Origin of the sequence: Albibacterium sp. (assembly GCF_035514885.1) — a bacterium.
GTDB lineage: Bacteria > Bacteroidota > Bacteroidia > Sphingobacteriales > Sphingobacteriaceae > Albibacterium.
Genome location: NZ_DATJCH010000022.1, coordinates 1 through 18,529, shown reverse-complemented (window position 1 = coordinate 18,529; position 18,529 = coordinate 1). Strand labels below are relative to the sequence as shown.

14 protein-coding genes and 1 tRNA gene are annotated in these 18,529 nt (G+C 36.7%); 10 read left to right on the top strand and 5 right to left on the bottom strand.

Annotation, left to right across the window (positions count from 1 at the left end; all coding sequences use genetic code 11):
- Positions 1-7 precede the first annotated feature (7 nt).
- From VL047_RS10150 to VL047_RS10140, 3 genes are all read right to left on the bottom strand, one after another.
- Positions 8-1,147 (bottom strand): hypothetical protein, encoded by a 1,140-nt coding sequence (locus VL047_RS10150; protein WP_325360228.1) that lies wholly within the window; start codon positions 1,145-1,147, stop codon positions 8-10.
- Positions 1,148-1,211: 64 nt separating this feature from the next.
- Positions 1,212-1,511: a transcriptional regulator gene (locus tag VL047_RS10145; RefSeq protein ID WP_325360226.1), complete on the bottom strand. Its 300-nt coding sequence runs from the start codon at positions 1,509-1,511 to the stop codon at positions 1,212-1,214.
- A complete protein-coding gene (locus VL047_RS10140; RefSeq protein WP_325360224.1) occupies positions 1,508-2,122 on the bottom strand; it encodes a hypothetical protein in 615 nt (204 codons plus the stop codon). Before VL047_RS10140 ends, VL047_RS10145 begins: the two co-directional genes overlap by 4 nt.
- 349 nt (positions 2,123-2,471) lie before the next feature.
- On the opposite strand from VL047_RS10140, the gene VL047_RS10135 reads away from it, so the two are divergent.
- The 5 genes from VL047_RS10135 to VL047_RS10115 all read left to right on the top strand — a co-directional run bounded on the left by VL047_RS10135 (position 2,472) and on the right by VL047_RS10115 (position 5,835).
- Positions 2,472-2,548: transfer RNA gene (locus VL047_RS10135), tRNA-Met, on the top strand.
- 239 nt (positions 2,549-2,787) lie between these two features.
- A complete protein-coding gene (locus tag VL047_RS10130) occupies positions 2,788-3,297 on the top strand; it encodes a hypothetical protein (RefSeq protein WP_325360222.1) in 510 nt (169 codons plus the stop codon).
- A 20-nt stretch (positions 3,298-3,317) separates the two neighbouring features.
- Positions 3,318-3,581, top strand: coding sequence for a hypothetical protein (locus VL047_RS10125; RefSeq protein ID WP_325360220.1), 264 nt, complete (start codon positions 3,318-3,320; stop codon positions 3,579-3,581).
- Between the two features lie 47 nt (positions 3,582-3,628).
- A complete protein-coding gene (locus VL047_RS10120) occupies positions 3,629-3,844 on the top strand; it encodes a hypothetical protein (RefSeq protein WP_325360219.1) in 216 nt (71 codons plus the stop codon).
- A 1,340-nt stretch (positions 3,845-5,184) separates the two neighbouring features.
- On the top strand, positions 5,185-5,835 hold the full coding sequence (locus VL047_RS10115; RefSeq protein WP_325360217.1) for a carbonic anhydrase: 651 nt from the start codon (positions 5,185-5,187) through the stop codon (positions 5,833-5,835).
- 37 nt (positions 5,836-5,872) lie between these two features.
- Here the strand turns inward: VL047_RS10115 and VL047_RS10110 are convergent, their stop codons facing one another.
- Positions 5,873-6,985: a glucose 1-dehydrogenase gene (locus VL047_RS10110; protein WP_325360215.1), complete on the bottom strand. Its 1,113-nt coding sequence runs from the start codon at positions 6,983-6,985 to the stop codon at positions 5,873-5,875.
- Between the two features lie 3 nt (positions 6,986-6,988).
- Positions 6,989-8,806, bottom strand: coding sequence for a glycoside hydrolase family 15 protein (locus tag VL047_RS10105; protein ID WP_325360213.1), 1,818 nt, complete (start codon positions 8,804-8,806; stop codon positions 6,989-6,991).
- 529 nt (positions 8,807-9,335) lie between these two features.
- Here VL047_RS10105 and VL047_RS10100 point away from each other — a divergent pair.
- From VL047_RS10100 to VL047_RS10080, 5 genes are read left to right on the top strand one after another with little or no spacing between them, the layout of a single operon-like run.
- Positions 9,336-10,412: an efflux RND transporter periplasmic adaptor subunit gene (locus VL047_RS10100; protein ID WP_325360211.1), complete on the top strand. Its 1,077-nt coding sequence runs from the start codon at positions 9,336-9,338 to the stop codon at positions 10,410-10,412.
- Positions 10,413-10,426: 14 nt separating this feature from the next.
- Entirely contained in the window at positions 10,427-13,642 is a 3,216-nt protein-coding gene (locus VL047_RS10095) for an efflux RND transporter permease subunit (protein ID WP_325360209.1), read from the top strand.
- The gene (locus tag VL047_RS10090; RefSeq protein WP_325360207.1) at positions 13,623-16,676 is read left to right on the top strand and encodes an efflux RND transporter permease subunit; all 3,054 of its coding nucleotides are present in this window, start codon (positions 13,623-13,625) and stop codon (positions 16,674-16,676) included. Before VL047_RS10095 ends, VL047_RS10090 begins: the two co-directional genes overlap by 20 nt.
- Positions 16,673-18,151, top strand: a complete 1,479-nt coding sequence (locus VL047_RS10085) for a TolC family protein (RefSeq protein ID WP_325360206.1) — start codon at positions 16,673-16,675, stop codon at positions 18,149-18,151. Before VL047_RS10090 ends, VL047_RS10085 begins: the two co-directional genes overlap by 4 nt.
- A gap of 10 nt (positions 18,152-18,161) precedes the next feature.
- The gene (locus VL047_RS10080; RefSeq protein ID WP_325360204.1) at positions 18,162-18,497 is read left to right on the top strand and encodes a LytTR family DNA-binding domain-containing protein; all 336 of its coding nucleotides are present in this window, start codon (positions 18,162-18,164) and stop codon (positions 18,495-18,497) included.
- Positions 18,498-18,529 lie beyond the last annotated feature (32 nt).

The following is an 18,529-nucleotide window of genomic DNA, read 5'->3' as shown; positions in this document are numbered from 1 at the left end:
TATTCTTTTATTTAAATCCGAATATTAATGGGAAAAGAAATGTCACTATTATTGACCATATGATATAAATTGGTAGATAGAGGGCAATGGTTTTTCCAACTTTAGCCAAATCATCTTTTTTTGAAAGTACTCTTAAAAGCCGTATGGTTATTAATAGTAAATTTATTAAAAATAAAACATTACTACCCAGAACTGCAGTTCTATTTGGCGTGAATCCCCATTCTGAGATACGAAATAAAATGGCAGAAAGTGCTACACCATTTACTACTATGGTTACAATAGATAGTAGAAAGAGAATCATGATTTCCATATAGCTTTTCGTTGTATTGGATGTTTCAGCGATAGAAAAAAAAATAAGAGCGATCACACCGATTAAGAGGCCATTAAAAATCAGTAAAGACTCGCGGTCATTATAAGGGTCTTTACCAGAATAAACTATTGCTATAAGATAAACAACCAACATGATAGTTACTAAGGGACTGAATATTTTAGCAATAACTGGAGACACTTTACCTACTAATTCTGGATTAGTTTGGGTAAGGTAGGTCCCTATAATTGGTGCAGCCGAAAGTCCGAATATGCCAATATAGTTGAAGTAAAAATCTTCAATATTATAACCAATTAATAAGAAAAGGTTAATGGTAATGCCCGTCATGATTGCACCAGCTATGAGGATGAGAGCAGTCATAACAACTAAATCTCCATTGTATTTTAAAAAGCTGAGGCGCTTTTCTTCGTTATTCCTGTTCTCACCAACGAATGTGAAACCGAGCATTGACCATAAGAATAGTGGTAAATGAATGCAGGATAAAATTAAGGTATCGCTCTCCTTGACATCTGGAAGCGAGTTAATAAATAATACACTTGCGAGCGTAACGCAACTAAGAAAAGCGATTTTATTTGCTGATAATTTATTTTTCCAGGCAAAGTAAAGGGTTATGAGTGGAAGAACTATGAAACCAATGTTTCTGGGAAAGAAAAAATCTTCGTTGATGGATAAAAATGCTGGCAGCTTTGCGATAAGTCCGGCCAGGAGAGAAGCAATTATTATAAATATTAACTCTCTTTTTGTAGCAATGTTAACTTCATTGATTTCATGAGCGAGGATGTTATCCTTTATTGAGTCTGTGCTGTTTTGATTTTCCATTTTAATGCTTTTAAAAGAACTTTGTAATTCAAAGTTGTTGGGTAAATTTTTTTGATTATTGTTGTTATTTTTGTAATTCTATCAATTCTTGTAATGCTTTAAGATGATTATCAAAGGCTTGCTTACCTTTCTTAGTCATAAAATATTTAGTGTTTGGTTTTCGGTCAATAAAAGACTTTTCAATATCAATAAAGCCTTCTTTTTCCAAAGCCTTGATATGGCTGGCTAAATTGCCATCTGTTACATCAAGGTATTCCTTTAGTAAGTTGAAATCAAGCATATTGTTAACAGCCAATGCTGACATAATGCCGAGCTTGATTCTGCTTTCAAACGCTTTATTTAAACCCGTAATTGATATTTTCACTTTTCGTACTTATAATACAAATGGATACCATAAATGATATGCATAATTCCAAACCCGACTGCCCATAATATTAAGCCATATTCTACATAATATGAGCTAATTACTCCTAAACCTATCTCGATAAGGCCCAAGATTTTCAAATCTCCATATGTATATCTACCAGCATTGTATAGTGCAAGTCCGTAGAATATTAAAGTAAACGGAGCAATCAAACCAATTAATCCTTGAGAGATTAAAATCAAAATCAAAATGCCGCCTGAAATAAGCGGAACTGCCATGCTTATTAAAAGATGCTTAGAAGTAGGATTCCAGAGATTTTCACCTCTTTTATTAGCTTTTTTACTGGAAAGTAAAATGGCTGAGCCTATAGTCAAGGTTAAAATTATGATAGCTAATATTACGACTTTTGATAAGTTGGCAGGCAATTCGGGATTGCTGTATGCTATTTGAACAGGATTAAAATGGAACAGCATATATGCGATATAAGCACCAGACAAGGCATAAATGCCTGCCAGTACACCTGCCCAGCCTGAGAGCGAAAGGAATTTTGAAGATCGCTCCATCATGGAGTGTATCTCGGCAATGTCTCGAATGTAATCCTTTTCCTTCATTTGAAAGTACTTTTATTTTCAAAGTTAAATATAAATTGCATAAATGCAAGAGCTGGTAATTTATTTTATGGAGAAAATAGCAGATTTGGCTTTAGACATAACATATTCCTACATCGTATTAGATTAATGAATGTAAAGACAGGGATCTAATAGCTATGTCTGCGCTACAACAGCCTAAAAAGCGCAGACCTAGCGCTAGAAATGTTCTGTAAGTGTTCTGTCAAGTAAAGCAAGTCTAATACAAGTTTTAATACAAGTCTGCATCTCAACATTTTATCAAGCGGTCGCATCCTAAGTATCATTGCCGTAATGAATATCAAAGACTGACAGTAGGAAAGACTACATATATCGCGGATTGGAGCAGTTGGTTAGCTCGTAAGCCTCATAAGCTCAAGGTCGCTGGTTCGAGTCCAGCATCCGCAACCATTTGCTCTGTTTGCGAAAGCAAGCAACGTAATGGCGCGAGTATTCAGGTATCAGATGCCAAAGCTGGTGAGGTTGCGCGTTGATAAAACAATATCAACAGATAGTTCAAGTGTAAAAAATAGTGACAGCAGAAAAGACGGCATGTATTGGTTTATATTAGTAGAAGTCTCATCGTAATGGTGGAGCTTTTTAATTTGAATTTTAAATCTAAATTTGTATTCAATATAAACCTAAATTTCATGGAAGAATTCGTAGACTCTGTGCTATCAATTAAATGGTGGATTACCGCTTTAATTGGTGCATTAGTATTAGATATTTTAAAAGACTTTATTAAACAAAAAATATCTAAATATTATAAACATGCTTACACAAGCTATGCAAAATCAGTCGAGATTAGAAAAAATAAGGATAATGAATTGATAGCGCTCTTGAAAAACGACTATCAGAAATTTGTAGTCTATACTTTAAAAACTATATATCATTATGTGACCTTGTTTTTCTTTCTTAACTTTTGTATTTTAATGAGTATATTATATATTACTTCTTTTAATGCTGATTTGGAAGGATTAAATCTTATGAAGAGTAATTATAAGATTTTAAGTTTAGATGAAACTACAATTAAATTTATTGCATACTTCGCAATAGTAATCCTGTTATTTTTTGGAATGATATTGATGTCATTTATAATTAAAGATAATAAGCGCAAAATAATCTATATTGTGGCTATCCATTATTTAAAAAAGGGATGATCAGGTCAAATTAATTATATATGAATTTTAATTTTTTCTTTCATTCTCCCTCATCTATTTCAGGAACTTGTGCCGATTGGGCAATGGTTGTAATCACGCTGGTATCTGCCGGTGCACTTATCTGGACATTGCTGGAACAAATGGGAATTAATAAAGAGCAACAGAGAATTATTAATCAGCAGAATTCAGAAAAGGCAAGGAGGGAAATAAGACCTTGTTTTAAGATAAAGCATGAAAAATATAAAGGCAATGGGAGACTATTGATGAATATCAGTTTTTTCTAACAAATACTACACCATTTAATTTTAATTGTCGAGCTGTAATCAGAGAAATGGATCTTATAAATAAAGAAATACAACGAGTTGATATTTGGGAGTTACATTATTCTCCAGCTACATTGCCTGAGATCTTTTCACTCGAATATGAAGATCAAATATTGTTTGTAATTGAATTTCAAGATGATGAGGGTAGGGTGTATAGCCAAAATATAGAGGTAAAAAACCATATTTTAATCACGACATTTCCTAAATTAATCGAGGGTATTTAATGTGCTGTTTTTATATTAGCGGGCGGCAAAGATAGAAAAAAGTTTCACAATCAGAAAGGACAGTCGAAAACTTGTAAATTAAATAGATAAGTAATTGATAGTAAATATGTTACTATCTATATAAAATTTAATTTATAATTTAATTGCAAATATATTCCAATAAATATTTTGGAAATCAAAATAAACATCGTTAATTTGATGACGCAAAACACTTAAGCAAGCGTGAAACAATCATGAATAGAGTATGTTGTTTCTATGAGTCTTTAATGATTTAAAATTTAAATAAATTAAAAATTTATATTGTTTTCCGAGAGCAATGATGAAAGAAAATATAATTGAATTCACACACCTTGCAAAAATTTACGGTATTCCTTGTTACTTCAACGAGAATACTATGGAAGTAAAAGGAACAAATAAAATTTATGATTTATTGATTGGGGTAAGAATCCAGATTGAACAATATTTTCCTTTGGATGACGGCTTCTATATAACTAAAATACAAGCTCTTTAATTTCATAAAAAAACTGATTAGGTCGACAAACTCCTAATCAGTTCTAGTAGATGCTTACCTGGTTCTGCTTGGAAACTTAAACCAGATAATCAACGCACCGTTAGTCTACTTAATTTCAACTAAGAAACGGTATACTTTACCTTTTGGATGGTAAACTCGTTTGCCGTTTCTAGTTGTATATTTAGAAAAGACTACTTTGTAACGCTTACCATCTTTTTCGATAATGGTTTCATTCATAGTATTTAGACCTCCTTTCTGTTTTTAAATTACTAAGAATTGACGAGGATAGCTTTACTTAGCATTAACTACCGATAGGTTTGTCGTACTATCCAATCTTTTTTGTCTTCAGGATCAGCTTCATTTGATTGATATAGGCTTGGAGGTCTATAATCATATAATTGAAACATCACAAATATAAGTTAAAATGTTGCTTTGTGTTAGGTGTAAATTAACTGAATGTTATAAACATTACAAACAATTTATATTATGTATCTGATTAACAATGTATTATAAATTTATAATTGTGGAAAAGTTTTATATTTATAACTATTTCATTGCAGAAACTATTCATAGTTATTAGTATATACATTAAACGGAATGGAGATTATAACGCCTAAGGATATTGAAAAGTCATTGATTTAAGCAGGTTGATTCAGGATTCAGATTCTTACGATAGCACCAGATGGATCTGGTTGCATATAATTTTTCCTTCGTGGCGTAACAGAATAGGAATCAATGCGGTGTTCCTCTTATTTCTCCAAGCCTTGTTAGTAACTATTCATATTTCTTAGAATGATTTCTACCTTTGTAAAAAAAACAATACAATATCATGAGATTACATAACATAGAAGATCAAAGATCAATAACACCTTCATTGGCATTGTCATTTTTAAAAGAAGGGAATCAACGGTTTGTAAATAACTTAAAAGCCAACCGTAATTTGCTCGAACAAGTAAACGAAACGAAGAATGGCCAATTTCCCTTTGCTGTTATTTTAAGTTGCATTGATAGTCGGACCTCGGCAGAACTTATTTTTGATCAGGGTCTTGGTGATATATTTAGTGTACGTATCGCCGGGAATGTGATTAGCGAGGATGTTATAGGTTCAATGGAATTCGCTTGTAAGCTTGCTGGTTCTAAACTGATCGTAGTATTAGGACATTCCAAATGCGGGGCCATCACTGGCGCCTGTAAAGAAACCAAATTGGGACATTTGACAAATCTTCTTGAGAAAGTAAGTCCTTCAATTGAATACGTAAAAGAACACCATGCCGACACTGATTTAGCGTCCATCGAGGGAATTAATCTCGTAGCGTCTCGGCACGTAGAACATACGATAGCAGGAATTTTGGATAAAAGTGAGGTGCTTCATGACATGTATGAAAAAGGAGAGATAGGCGTTTTAGGGGCTTTTTATAATGTGGAGACCGGTGAGGTGGATTTTATTAAAACGATGTTTTTAGAAAATAGCGCTGTATAAATCCAGTCCAATTACATCGCAATTTACCTTTATGAAGTCATATTTGTTGTGCCCATTCAATAACGACTTTTATTTCATCGGTTTTATGATCATGGAGAGCTTGTTTAAAGTCAGTATACGGAATGCGTTCAGTTATCAGCTGATCAGTAGCTTCTGGCCATCTTTTTTTGCAACCTTCGAGGTCTGCAACCGCTAGTTTGTAATGGTCAATGCTTGCATTGACACTGCCTAGGACGACTTGGTTCTTTAGCACCAATTGACGCATCAGGTCTGCGCCGTTCACGGTTACCGGTCTTGTACCTTCGGGAATACCGGTAGCTATATAAATCCCATTAATACCTAAGGCATCTATCAATTGTATCTGCAGCTTACCAATACCTGCAGCTTCAAAGATAAAATCAACCTGGCCTAGCTTCTCATCTAAATTATTTACATCTACTTCATTGCCATTTATATATTTTCCGCCGATTTCTTTAAGAAGCTGCGGACGCAGACTGTTTTCATCTACTATATCCATTCCGTAGACAGTCGCACCCCTTAAACGAAGTGCAAAAGCTGCTAGTAAACCAATTGAGCCAATGCCAGCTACCAAAGCCTTTTTACCATTGAGCCAATTTTCAGAACTGCCGAAATTCTTAAATCTGGCCTGTTGGATAATTAACGCTTCATCTATTGCTTTAGCTGCGATAGACATCGGTTCAGTTAATACTCCAATGTCTTTAATCTCATCAGGTATTTTTATAAAGTACTGATCTTTATCTATAACAAACTCAGATTGAAACCCATCCGCACCTTTAATACCCCTTTCTGTGTATTCTCCAGTAAAGCACATATCGCTGCGGTTATTATTGCAGGCGATGCATTTCCCGCAGCCTCGTCGAACTGTAAATATTCCATATTCACCTACCTGTACGGATTTTACATCGTTTCCAACTGCTACAACCCGGCCAAACATTTCATGGCCGATAATTAATTCAGGTTTGCGGGCTGGCGCTTTAGCCCTTCCGCCTGTAGCTTCATCTCTGTCTGTACCGCAGATTCCAACTTGTAAAACTTTCATCTTTATTTCATCCGGATATTGGATTACCGGTTCTGTCACATCTTTTAACGAAATGTTTGAGGTTCCCGGCACTAATGATATTGCTTTCATACTTTAGAAATTAACGTTTTTATTACGACTATCGTTTAATTGATGATTCAGATTATAGGCAGCGCTTATTAAACCTAAATGGGTAAAAGCTTGTGGAAAATTACCTAAATGTTCCCCTTGAAAACCTAATTGTTCAGCATATAAACCCAAGTGATTACCATATCCTAACATTTTTTCAAAGTAAAACCTTGCTTTCTCCAATTGGCCCGCACGAGAAAGACATTCGACATACCAAAATGAACACATTGAAAATGTTCCTTCATGGCTAACAAAGCCATCTGGAGCGGCAACTTCCGGCCGGTAGCGATATACTAAAGAGTCTGAAACCAGCTCTTTTTCAATTCTCTTCATAGTTGAGAGCCAGCGTGGATCTTTGGGACTAATGAAACGAACGAGCGGCATCAATAATGTAGAAGCGTCGACCGTTTCAGATCCAGGAAATTGCATAAACGACTGTTTTTCTTCATTCCAATATTCTGAGAAAACGCTATTGTAGATTTTATCACGTTCTACCCTCCATTTACTATTCAATGGGAATGAACGTGCCTCACTAATTTTTATGGCTCTATCAAACGACACCCAGCACAATAAACGAGAATAAAGGAAATTTTTTCTCCCTCCTCTAACCTCCCAAATACCCTCATCCGGTTGATTCCAATTATCACAGAGCCAATCAATTTGCTTTTCAAGATCTTTCCAGAAATCGTAGGAAATAGGCTCGCCATATTTATTATAGAGGTAGACCGAATCTAATAATTCCCCATAAATGTCCAATTGCAATTGACCGTATGCATCATTTCCTATCCTGACGGGAGAAGATTTTTGGTAACCTTCAAAATTTTCCAGAACCCGTTCTTCAATTTGCCTCTCGCCATTAATAGAATACATAATTCCTAATCTGTTATGCCCTTTGATATCCTGACAAAGTTTTTCAACCCAATGCATAAAAGCACCTGCTTCTTTGGTGTAGCCAAGTCGTATTAGAGCATACATCGAAAAAGAGGCATCCCTAATCCATGTATACCTGTAATCAAAATTTCTTGAAGCACCTATACTTTCAGGTAAGCTAAAAGTTGGTGCAGCTATTATTGATCCATAATTATGTGAGGTTAATAACTTTAAGACTAAAGCTGAGCGGTTTACGCTATCTAGCCATCTTCCTTTATAAGTAGATTGTGATATCCAGTTTTTCCAATAGTTTACCGTTTCAAATAAACTTTGTGTAATAAATCCTTCCAAATCCCTTTCCTGGCCGTGGTCTTTGTCTAAATGCTCTAGTAAAAAGTCAGCGGTTTCCGTTGGTTGCAAGGTGAATTCTGCGATAACGTCCCCACCATTTATTTTTAAAGAAATTGAGCTTATTAATCGGAGAACTGTTTTATCCTCACTGATGAAAAGTATTTCTTTATCCGAAATTCGTTGAATTCTATGATTGCTTTTTCCGTAATTAAACTTAGGATTACATTTCATTTTATAGCTCACTTCCCCACGGATGGAAGTAACACGCCTAATCAGCTCCTTGCCATTATAAAGTTCTTCAACCGGCATAAAGTCGGTTATTTCGGCTACCCCCTCCGGTGATAGGAACCGCGTAAGCAAAACATTTGTATCAGGTAAATACAATTGTTTTGTCTTCATTTCTTTAAATAACGGGCTTAACTGGAAAGATCCACCTTTTTTATCATCCAATAAAGCCGCAAAAATGCTTGGTGAATCAAAATCAGGGAAACACATAAAATCTATGGAGCCATCCAGCCCAACTAAAGCGATGGTATTAAGGTCTCCTATTATTCCATAATTTTCTATGGGTTGATAGCTCATTGTATTATTGTATTATTTGGATGAGATTATTTCTCGTTAAGTGAGAAAGACTGGCAATTTTTCAACACTTTTTGGCTTAAGTTGTTTTATGATTCATAACTTATTTTGAATAATCCATGTAAAGTTGTGGAGCAGTAGGAAAATCACGCATAGATATTGGTGGGCCTGAACAGAAAATATTTCACGTTGCGTAGTCCTCAATACAATTATACAATATCATTCTTTTATAAAAGAATGATCCAAAGTAGAGTTGCTGCTAAAGTCAAGTGTTTTATTTGAGTAGTATTAGATATTTGGTGAAATTTCTGTAAAAAAAGGACATAAATCACAGATTTTCGATAATCATAGTTTTACTCAAATTCTTTTAAACTTCAATTGTTAAACATTTGTGCGATTTATTTTAACAATAGTGCTTAGTACGAAAATGATTTATTCATAGTTTAGCAAGTACTAACCTATTGTAAATTATTTGTTATCTATGCCTTATTAATTTATAACTTATGGTTTATATTATAATAATAACCTACGAATGAAACAACTGTATATTATTATATTTCTAACTATTTGCTTTTTAGTAACAGCCTGTAATAGTAGTAAAGATAAAAACGAGAAAGTCACGTCAGAAAAAGAAAATTCACCTACTCCGACTAAGTCATTTACTTCCGTAAAGGTGTTGATAATCAATCGTCAAACGTTTAATAGAGAGCTGTTAGCCAACGGGAAGTTGTTCGCCGTGAACAAGGCAAACCTTAGTTTTAAAGAACAAGGCATTATCCAAAGTGTTTTTATCAAAGAAGGAATGAGAGTACATATAGGGCAAGTTCTTGCTGAGCTCAACCAAGAGCAACAAGAGCGTGATTATCTCCAAGTTAAACTAAAACATAAACAGGCCTTGTTGGATTATCAGGATCAATTATTACGAGCAGGCTATCAATTGAAAGATACAGCTGCTTTGAATCCTGAGGTTTTGGCAATCGCACGTCTTAGAAGCGGATTGAGCAATGCCGAACTTGAACTTCAGAAAAACACTATCGAAAAGCAGAATGCCATATTGAAAGCACCTTTCGCTGGTAAAATCGCAAACCTGAAAGCCAGTCCCCATAATCTATCCAATTCTTTTGACTACATATGTACGCTGATAGATGATTCGCAACTGGAAGTTGAGTTTCAGGTGATGGAACAGGAGCTTGATTTTGTGCGGGAAAGCAGAAATATCCGTTTGCAATCTTTTAGCGGTAATGGTCAGTTTTATTCTGGAAAGATATCAAGCATCAATCCATTGGTAGATCAATCGGGAATGATTACCGTCAAAGCAAAACTAGCTAACAGTGACGGGCAATTGATGGATGGAATGAATGTACGCGTCATTATTGAAAAAGCAATTTCTGGTCAGTTGGTGGTTCCAAAGAAAGCTGTGCTTGACAGGCAGAACCGAAAGGTGGTCTTTACTTTGGAAAATGGAGTTGCCATATGGAATTATGTAGATATTGCTTTTGAGAACAGTAGTCAATTTGCTCTGAAAGAAGGGATTAAAGAAGGTGATAAGGTAATATACGAAGGCAATTTTAATCTGGCACATGATAAACCAGTTACCGAAACTGAATAAAAAGCCCGATTTCTATGAATCCAAATAAGTCCGAATCTGGTTTTCCTGCATTCAGTACGCTTATTATTTTTTTTGTGCTTTGCTTGATTGGGGTGGCAACCATCCCTTTTCTTTCTGTGCAATTGGTACCAAGCAGAACATTGTCATCAGTCAGCATTTATAGTAGTTTACCGGGTGCATCGCAAGAAGTGGTGGAGTTGGAACTGACCAATCCTATTGAGAATGTATTGGCTGGTTTGAAGGGGATTAAGGCTATTAGCTCTAATACAGAATCTGGTTCAACACGGGTTCATGTTGAACTAGATAAATGGACTGATCCTGAGCTCTTTCGCTTTGAAGTTTCTTCGCAATTACGGCAATTGCAAAATCAGCTTCCTGACAATTCCAGCTATCCGCAGGTTTATCTGAATAGACCTGACGATAACCGTTATAAAAGCAGCATGTTGGGCTATTCGCTCAATGGACCAGTTGAAACAAATGAACTTGCTTTGATTGCCGAGGAGAGGATACGACCCCTCTTGGCAAGAATAAATGGGGTGTTTGAGGTCAATATTGCTGGGGTGAAAAGCGAACGAATTGTTATTCAAACAGATAAGGCCAAGATGCAATCTGCACAAATGGGCCATCAAGAGTTAGTGTCAATACTTGGAGAGGGGCTTGCCAACCGTAATATTGGGATGGTCAATGCGAATGATCAAAGGGTGGAAGTGGTGATGGAAGGCAGTTTGTTTAAGTTTGACCAATTGGAGAATTTCCCACTGAAAAATTTGGGAGGCCGGATTGTTCGTTTGAAAGATGTAGCCAGTATTGAGAAAAATTTTCAACCCGATAGAACCTATTACCGTATTAATGGACAGGATTTGATCAATATCAGTATTTATCCTGAGGAGCATGTTAATACTGTATCATTAGCGAAAGAGGTGAAAGAGGTAATGGATCTGGTGAAAGAAGAACTTCCAGCAGGGTATAAGTTGACTATGAATTATGATTCAACCGAATATATAAAGAAAGAATTAGAGAAAATTTATATTCGTACCCTATTATCAGTCTTTATCCTGCTTTCCTTTGTGCTGTTGATTACCCGCCAATTGCGCTATATGTTTATTGTTGTGGCATCCCTTGCCGTTAATGTGCTGCTTTCCTTTATCTTTTATTACATCTTTAAACTAGAGATTCATTTGTATTCTTTGGCAGGCATTACTATTTCTGTTGGACTTATCATTGACAATATAATCGTGATTGTGGAAGATATTCGTCATACAGGAAAGAACCGAATATTTGCAGCTATTCTGGCTTCTACCTTTACTGCTTTAGGTGCCCTTTCCGTTATCTTTTTATTGGAAGAGTCTCAACGTTTAAACCTGTTAGATTTTGCAATTGCTATTATCATCAACCTCATTGTATCACTCCCTGTTGCTTATTTCTTTATACCCGCATTATTGGAGAAGTTTCCCGTACAGATAAAAAAGAGTGCTGTTCTTTTCAAACGCAAACGTCGCTTGGTAGGCTTTAGCCGTTTTTACTTTAAACAGGCACATTTCATGCTCAGAAAGAAATGGATTTTTGTGCTTTTATTAATTCTATGTTTTGGTTTGCCAACCTATCTGCTTCCAGAAAAAAGTGAAAAAGAGAATACATGGGGCAAGGCCTACAACCATATTTTTGGCAGTGAATTTTACAATAAAAATCTAAGAGAACCCATTAATAAGTATTTAGGTGGTGTCAGCTACCTTTATATCAGCAGTATGGGAGGTTTTCGAGGTGCAAACAATTCGGGCGATGAAGAAAGAACCCAGCTTTTTGTTCGGATCAGCATGCCGAACGGCTCTACCTTGGCTCAGATGGATGAAGTGACAAGAGGCTTTGAAGACTATCTGAAGCAGTTTGATAAGGAACTTGAAGTTTTTACAGCCAACGTTTCCGGACCCAATTCGGCAATGATTGATATTTTATTTACAAAACAATATAGAGATGCTTTTCCACATCGTTTAAAAGCCTTGCTTGAAACTGAGAGTATTATGTCAGGCTCTGCAGATTTTCAAGTATATGGAGTAGGTAAAGGGTTCAGTAATGCCATTAATGTAGATAATTACGATTCTACTATTGCGCTGAAAGGCTATAATTATGGTCAACTTCAGGATCTTGCGCTCAAAGTACGCGATACGTTGTTGCAGAACCCGAGGGTGGCCGATGTTTTAATCTCCTCACAGGATCGCTATGAAGGAAAGCCTATTCAGCAATATCAGATCAGCTTGACAGATCCTGAATATTTAACAGTTTATCAGATTGGGCGTGGAAACATGAGTCGATCTATTAATGCGGTTGAGGAACAACAAAGTTCTGTTGGCATGATCCCTGTAAATGATCAGTACATGCAATTGGCAGTGCTGACCAATTATGAAAATCCTCCTAGTGTTTGGTCAGCCTTGCAAACTCCTTTACCTGTCAAAGAATCGGTTATGTTGAAGCTTGCTGATCTTAGTGAAATTTCTAAGGTGAAGCTGAGCTCCTCCATCAAGCGACATAATCAGGAATATTTGCTCAATGTACATTATCGTTTTATTGGTACATGGTATCTGAATGATTTGGTGAAGAAGCGTGTAGTGAAAAGTCTAAATGAGCAGATTCCCCATGGTTATGAGGTGTTTTTACCCGATGAAATGGGATGGTGGGGAGGAAACACATCTGGCTCAGAAAACCTTTGGTACGTTGCATTGGTACTGTTAATCATCTTTATGATTTGTGCTGTATTGCTTGAATCGTTTAGTCAATCGTTCGCTGTCATCTTGATGATCCCTTTTTCCTTTATCGGTGTGTTTTTGATATTCTATCTGTTGGAACTCAAGTTTGACCAGGGAGGTTATGCAGCCTTATTGATGTTGAGCGGTCTGGTTACCAATGTGGCATTATATATCATTAATGATATTAATTTTATTAACAAGCACTATCCAAAAAAGGATGCGAAAGACCGAGTGAAAATATATATTAAAGCTTTTAATGCCAAAGCCATGCCGATCATGATTACTACGGGATCGGCAATTTTGAGTTTATTACCTTTTATGATCAATGGGGAAGAACAAGGTTTCTGGTTTACCCTTTCAGCTGGTACTATTGGCGGCTTATTGTTTTCTTTATTTGGAGCCTATTTAATGCTTCCGTTGGCTTTATTGAAAACAGAAAAGAAATTTAAAATAAAAATAAATAAGCGATATGGTAAGATTTCTGGTTGAAAGACCGATAGCAGTTCTGGTTAGCTTTTTCGCCCTTTTACTATTGGGTATCAGTGCCTTTCTGTATTTGCCTACTTCACTTTTGCCCGAGGCAGATATTCCTCAGATCAATATCAGTGTGAAGATGCCCAATTCTGGTGCAAAAGAAATTGAACTGAATAGCATCGCTAATTTACGTAGCAACTTGCAACAGTTGCATGGACTGGAAAGTATTGAAAGCAGTTCTTCTGAAGGAGAAGGGCAGATCCGATTGGTTTTTGAACATGGTGTTAATATTAGCCTGGCCTTTATTGAGGTTAATGAGAAGGTAGACAGGGCGATGAGCAATCTGCCCAAAGGAGTTCAAAGGCCGCTCGTTAATAAAGTAAGCGTAGCGGATATTCCAATTTTCAGGTTGAATATCTATCCCAAAGCAGGTGAGATTGACACTGCAAGGCTAGCTGAGCTCAGTAGCTTTACCAGAGAGATCATTAAAAGGCGGTTGGAGCAACAGCCCGAAATATCTATGGTGGATATTAGTGGCTTGAGCGAACCGCAGGTTCAGATTATTCCCAAAGAAGATTATCTGAAAGGAATGGGGATTTCAACAAATCATTTGCTACAGGCCTTTCAGGAGAATAAAATAAACCTGGGAAGTATCTTGGTAAAAGATGGGCATTATCAGTATTACCTTCAGTTTAATTCAGATCTGCTTTCCTTGCGTGAAATAGAAAACACACTTTTAAATGTGAGTGGTCGGTTGTTTTCGTTAAAAGATTTGGCCGAAATACGTTTTTCACATGCCGATGAAACAGGATCTTTTTATACCAATGGCAAACGGGGCATTAATCTGACCATCATGAAGCAGTCTTCTGCCAAAATAGAAGATCTTCAAAAAAGCTTCAATAGTCAGCTTGCTAATTTTGAGAAAGATTATCCAGATATTGCATTTGAGGTGAGCAATGACCAAACGGAGCTGCTTGACTTTTCAATTAATAACCTGCAACAGGATCTGTTACTAGGAGGGATTCTGGCTTTTTTGTTGATGTTGGTCTTTATCAGACAAATCAGGGCAGCTTTGCTTATTGGAATTACCATTCCCGTTTCTTTGGTTATCAGCATGCTTGGTTTTTATTTTATGGGCATCAATATCAATATCATCTCATTAGGTGGTTTGATTTTGGGTTTGGCCATGATTATTGATAACTCCATAGTGGTAATTGATACCATTAATCTGGAGAAAAAGAATGGCTCTAGTAATGAAGATGCTGCTATAAGAGGCACCAATGATATCATTCGTCCATTGATTACCTCAGTACTGACTAATTGTGCCGTATTTATACCCCTGATATTTTTGAGTGGACTGGCAGGTGCTATTTTCTATGATCAGGCTATTTCAATTACCATAGGCGTAATTTCTTCCCTGCTCGTTTCTATTCTGCTTCTTCCTCCTTTATATGTGCTTTTTTATCGGATAAAAACGAATAGAAGACCTTACGAAATCCGCTCTTTTGTTAATGTGACCAGTTGGTACGAAGGTGGCTTGTCATTTGTCTTTAAATTTCCAAAACTTACCTTCTTTATTGTGTTTATACTTTTTGGAAGCACTTTTGTCCTCTTTGATATCCTTGAGAAAGAAAGACTTCCGACGGTAAGTCGGGATGATTTTGAACTTTTTGTTGATTGGAATGAAAGCATTGGTATTACTGAGAATGAAAAACGCGTTGCTCATTTGATTTCGGAGATAAAAGGAAAAGTGACGGTAGCAGATGCTTGGATTGGAAAGCAGCAATACTTTTTTATGAAAGATACCGAACTGAGTATTAGGGAAGCAAAGCTCTATGTGAAAGTGCTTGATAAAAAAGAACTTAATAACATAAAGACACAGTTGGAAAAAATGTGTCAGCAAGAGTATCCACTGGCTGTTCTTACTTTTGAACTGGGCAAGAATGCTTTTGATGCGGTTTTCTCAGATGAGATACCTCCCATAAGAATACAAACCGCGGCATTTGGCAAGCGGGAGATGCCCTCTTTAGAGACAAGTGTAACCCTTGTGCAGAAACTGGATAGCCTTTTCCCAGATGCCAATATCAATCCAGTTGCTTTGCATGACAAGGTTGTATTGCGTGTAAAGTCAGAAACAGCTCTCCTGTACAAAACCAATATTTCAGATGTAAATAAGGAATTGGAGTCAATCTTAAAGCCTTATTTTGTAGAATATTTTCAAGGTGCACAGGTCTTGGTTCCCGTTGTAATGCTCAGGGGAAGTGGGAAGGCCATTGATCGTCTCTTGTCAGAGAATTTCATCAGAAACCAAGATAAAGTTGATATTCCGCTCAATTCCCTCATCGAAGTAAGTTCGGTAAAAGAATATCAATCCATTACGGCAGGTATATCAGGTGCTTATTATCCAATCGATATCTATACTGAGCAACCTGAAAAGGATTTGACGACCCTCAAAAGTTTTATGAATCAGCAAGAAGAGGTAGAAGCGGTTTATACAGGCAGTTATTTTTCAAACCAGGCTCTGATCAAAGAGATGGCCATCATTTTCTTGATTTCAGTACTGTTGTTGTATTTTATCCTTGCTGCCCAGTTTGAATCCCTGCTTCAACCTTTGTTTATTTTAATAGAACTGCCGATCGCCATGTCGGGAGCTTTCATCTTTCTCTATTTTGGAAACAACGGCCTGAACCTGATGTCGATGATCGGGCTCATCGTCATGAATGGACTCATTATCAATGACTCCATTCTGAAAATAGATGCCATCAATCAATTGAGAAGGCAGGGGATACCTTTAAAGAAAGCAATCTATGATGGCGGACATAAACGTTTAAAACCTATTATCATGATTACTGTAACTAGTGTAGGTGCTTTGCTTCCTACCTTATTTATGCATGATTTGGGTTCTGAGCTACAAAAGCCTCTTGCACTGGCATTGATCGGTGGAATGCTTATTGGGATGCTGGTAAGTCTATTTTTTGTACCACTGATCTACTGGTTAATCTACAAAAAAGAAGAAGAAAGAAATAATAAAATTAAAGAGTTGCTATGAAAATAACGTATCGATTAAAGGTTCTGGTTTTGTTCCTGGGAACGGGCATGGTCAATTCGATCTATGCGCAGGAAAGGGTAATCAGCTTGGAACAGGCTATTCACATGGCACAGAAAAACTCTTTTGAGTATAAAGTTGCTGCCAACCGCTATCAGAGCAGTGTATGGAATTTCAGAAACCACAATGCTTCATTTTTGCCAAGCTTATACTTGGACGGTACCATTCCAAATTATAGCCGCAGCATTCGCAAGATAACCTTGCCTACGGGTGAGGATGCTTTTGTCAACCAGAATCAGGCTTTCAGTTCCCTGAACTTGGGGATGCGACAGAATATAGGAATTACCGGAGGTGTATTATCTCTGAGTTCCATACTTGACCGAATCGATATTTTGGGCGATAACCGTTCGGTACGCTATTCTACCGTTCCAGTATCCATTTCATATAATCAGGATGCCATTGGTTATAACCGTTTTAAATGGCTTAAAAAGACAGAGCCCCTGCGCTTTGAAGTTTCCCAAAAGAAGCTGATATCCGATATGGAACAGATTGGACTGCAGGCCGTATCGTATTATTTCAACCTCTTTGTTGCCCAGTCAAGAAGGGCATTGTCCCAACAAAACCTCGCCAATTCGGAAAAGCTTTATAGAATTTCCCAAGAGCGCTTTAAACTGGGGGCGGTTAGCCAGAGTGAGCTTCTTCAATTGCAGCTGAAAGTATTGAATGCGCAAAAAGAACTTACACAGGACAGTGTTGATATGGTGCTGGGCCAGCAACAGTTTTTGCGTTATCTTACCTTGCCCGAAGGAGAATCCCTTACTTTGTCACTTCCTGATTCCATTCCTCTTTTTGATGTACGCTTTGACGAAGCTTTGAAACAGGCCTATGAAAATAGTGAATCGGTATTGAGATTTCGCTTAGATAGGTTGGATGCAGAACAGGCACTGGACAAGGCTAATTCAGAAAGTAACCTGAAGTTTAATATTCGGGCTAATTTCGGGCTTTCTAACAGAGCCGATAATTTTACGCAGCTGTTCAATCATTTGGAAAATCAACAAAACTTTGCCCTTAGTTTCTCTCTTCCCTTGTTGGATTGGGGTTATTCAAAAACACAGAAGTTACGGGCAGAGGCCAATTTGGAAATTGTGAAAAGTCAGATTGAACAGGACCAGATGCAGTTTGCGCAGGAAATAGCCTTGCATACCTCGCGCTGGAATCTTCACACGCAACAGATGACCATAGCAATAGAAACCAAGGCGATTTCAGAGAAGAACTATGAACTGGAGGTTGAGCGATATTTAAGAGGTACCATCAGTATCAATGATCTGAATCAGGCACAAGCACAGAAAGACATGGCCATTTTGACTTATTTCAGCGCAATACGAACTTATTGGGAGTTGTATTACACCCTGAGGCGGCTTACTTTATATGATTTTGATAAAGTGGAGAAATTGGTTTATACACTTGAGTTTGATTAATAAGGAAAACATGATGAAAGCAGAAAGAAAGACAATTATTATTAATAGTTTAGACACAATTACATTTATACCTTTAGCCGATATTTTATACTTTGAAGCTGATGGTAGTTATTGTAAAGTTTTTACGAATGATGAAGAATCATTTTTATGGTGTAAACGCATTGGCGATGTTCTCAAAGAATTGGATGATTCAGGATTCATTAAATTATCGCAATCGATAATAATCAACAGAACTTTTTTAAAAATGATTCATAAAAAGGAGAAAAAAGTAGAATTGAATTTTAAAGCGATAAAGCTTTCTTTTACTATTCAGCAAAATGAACTTAGGAGTCTTTTAGAAGCATAAAATCAAAGGGATGAGATGATATTGTCGGGGGG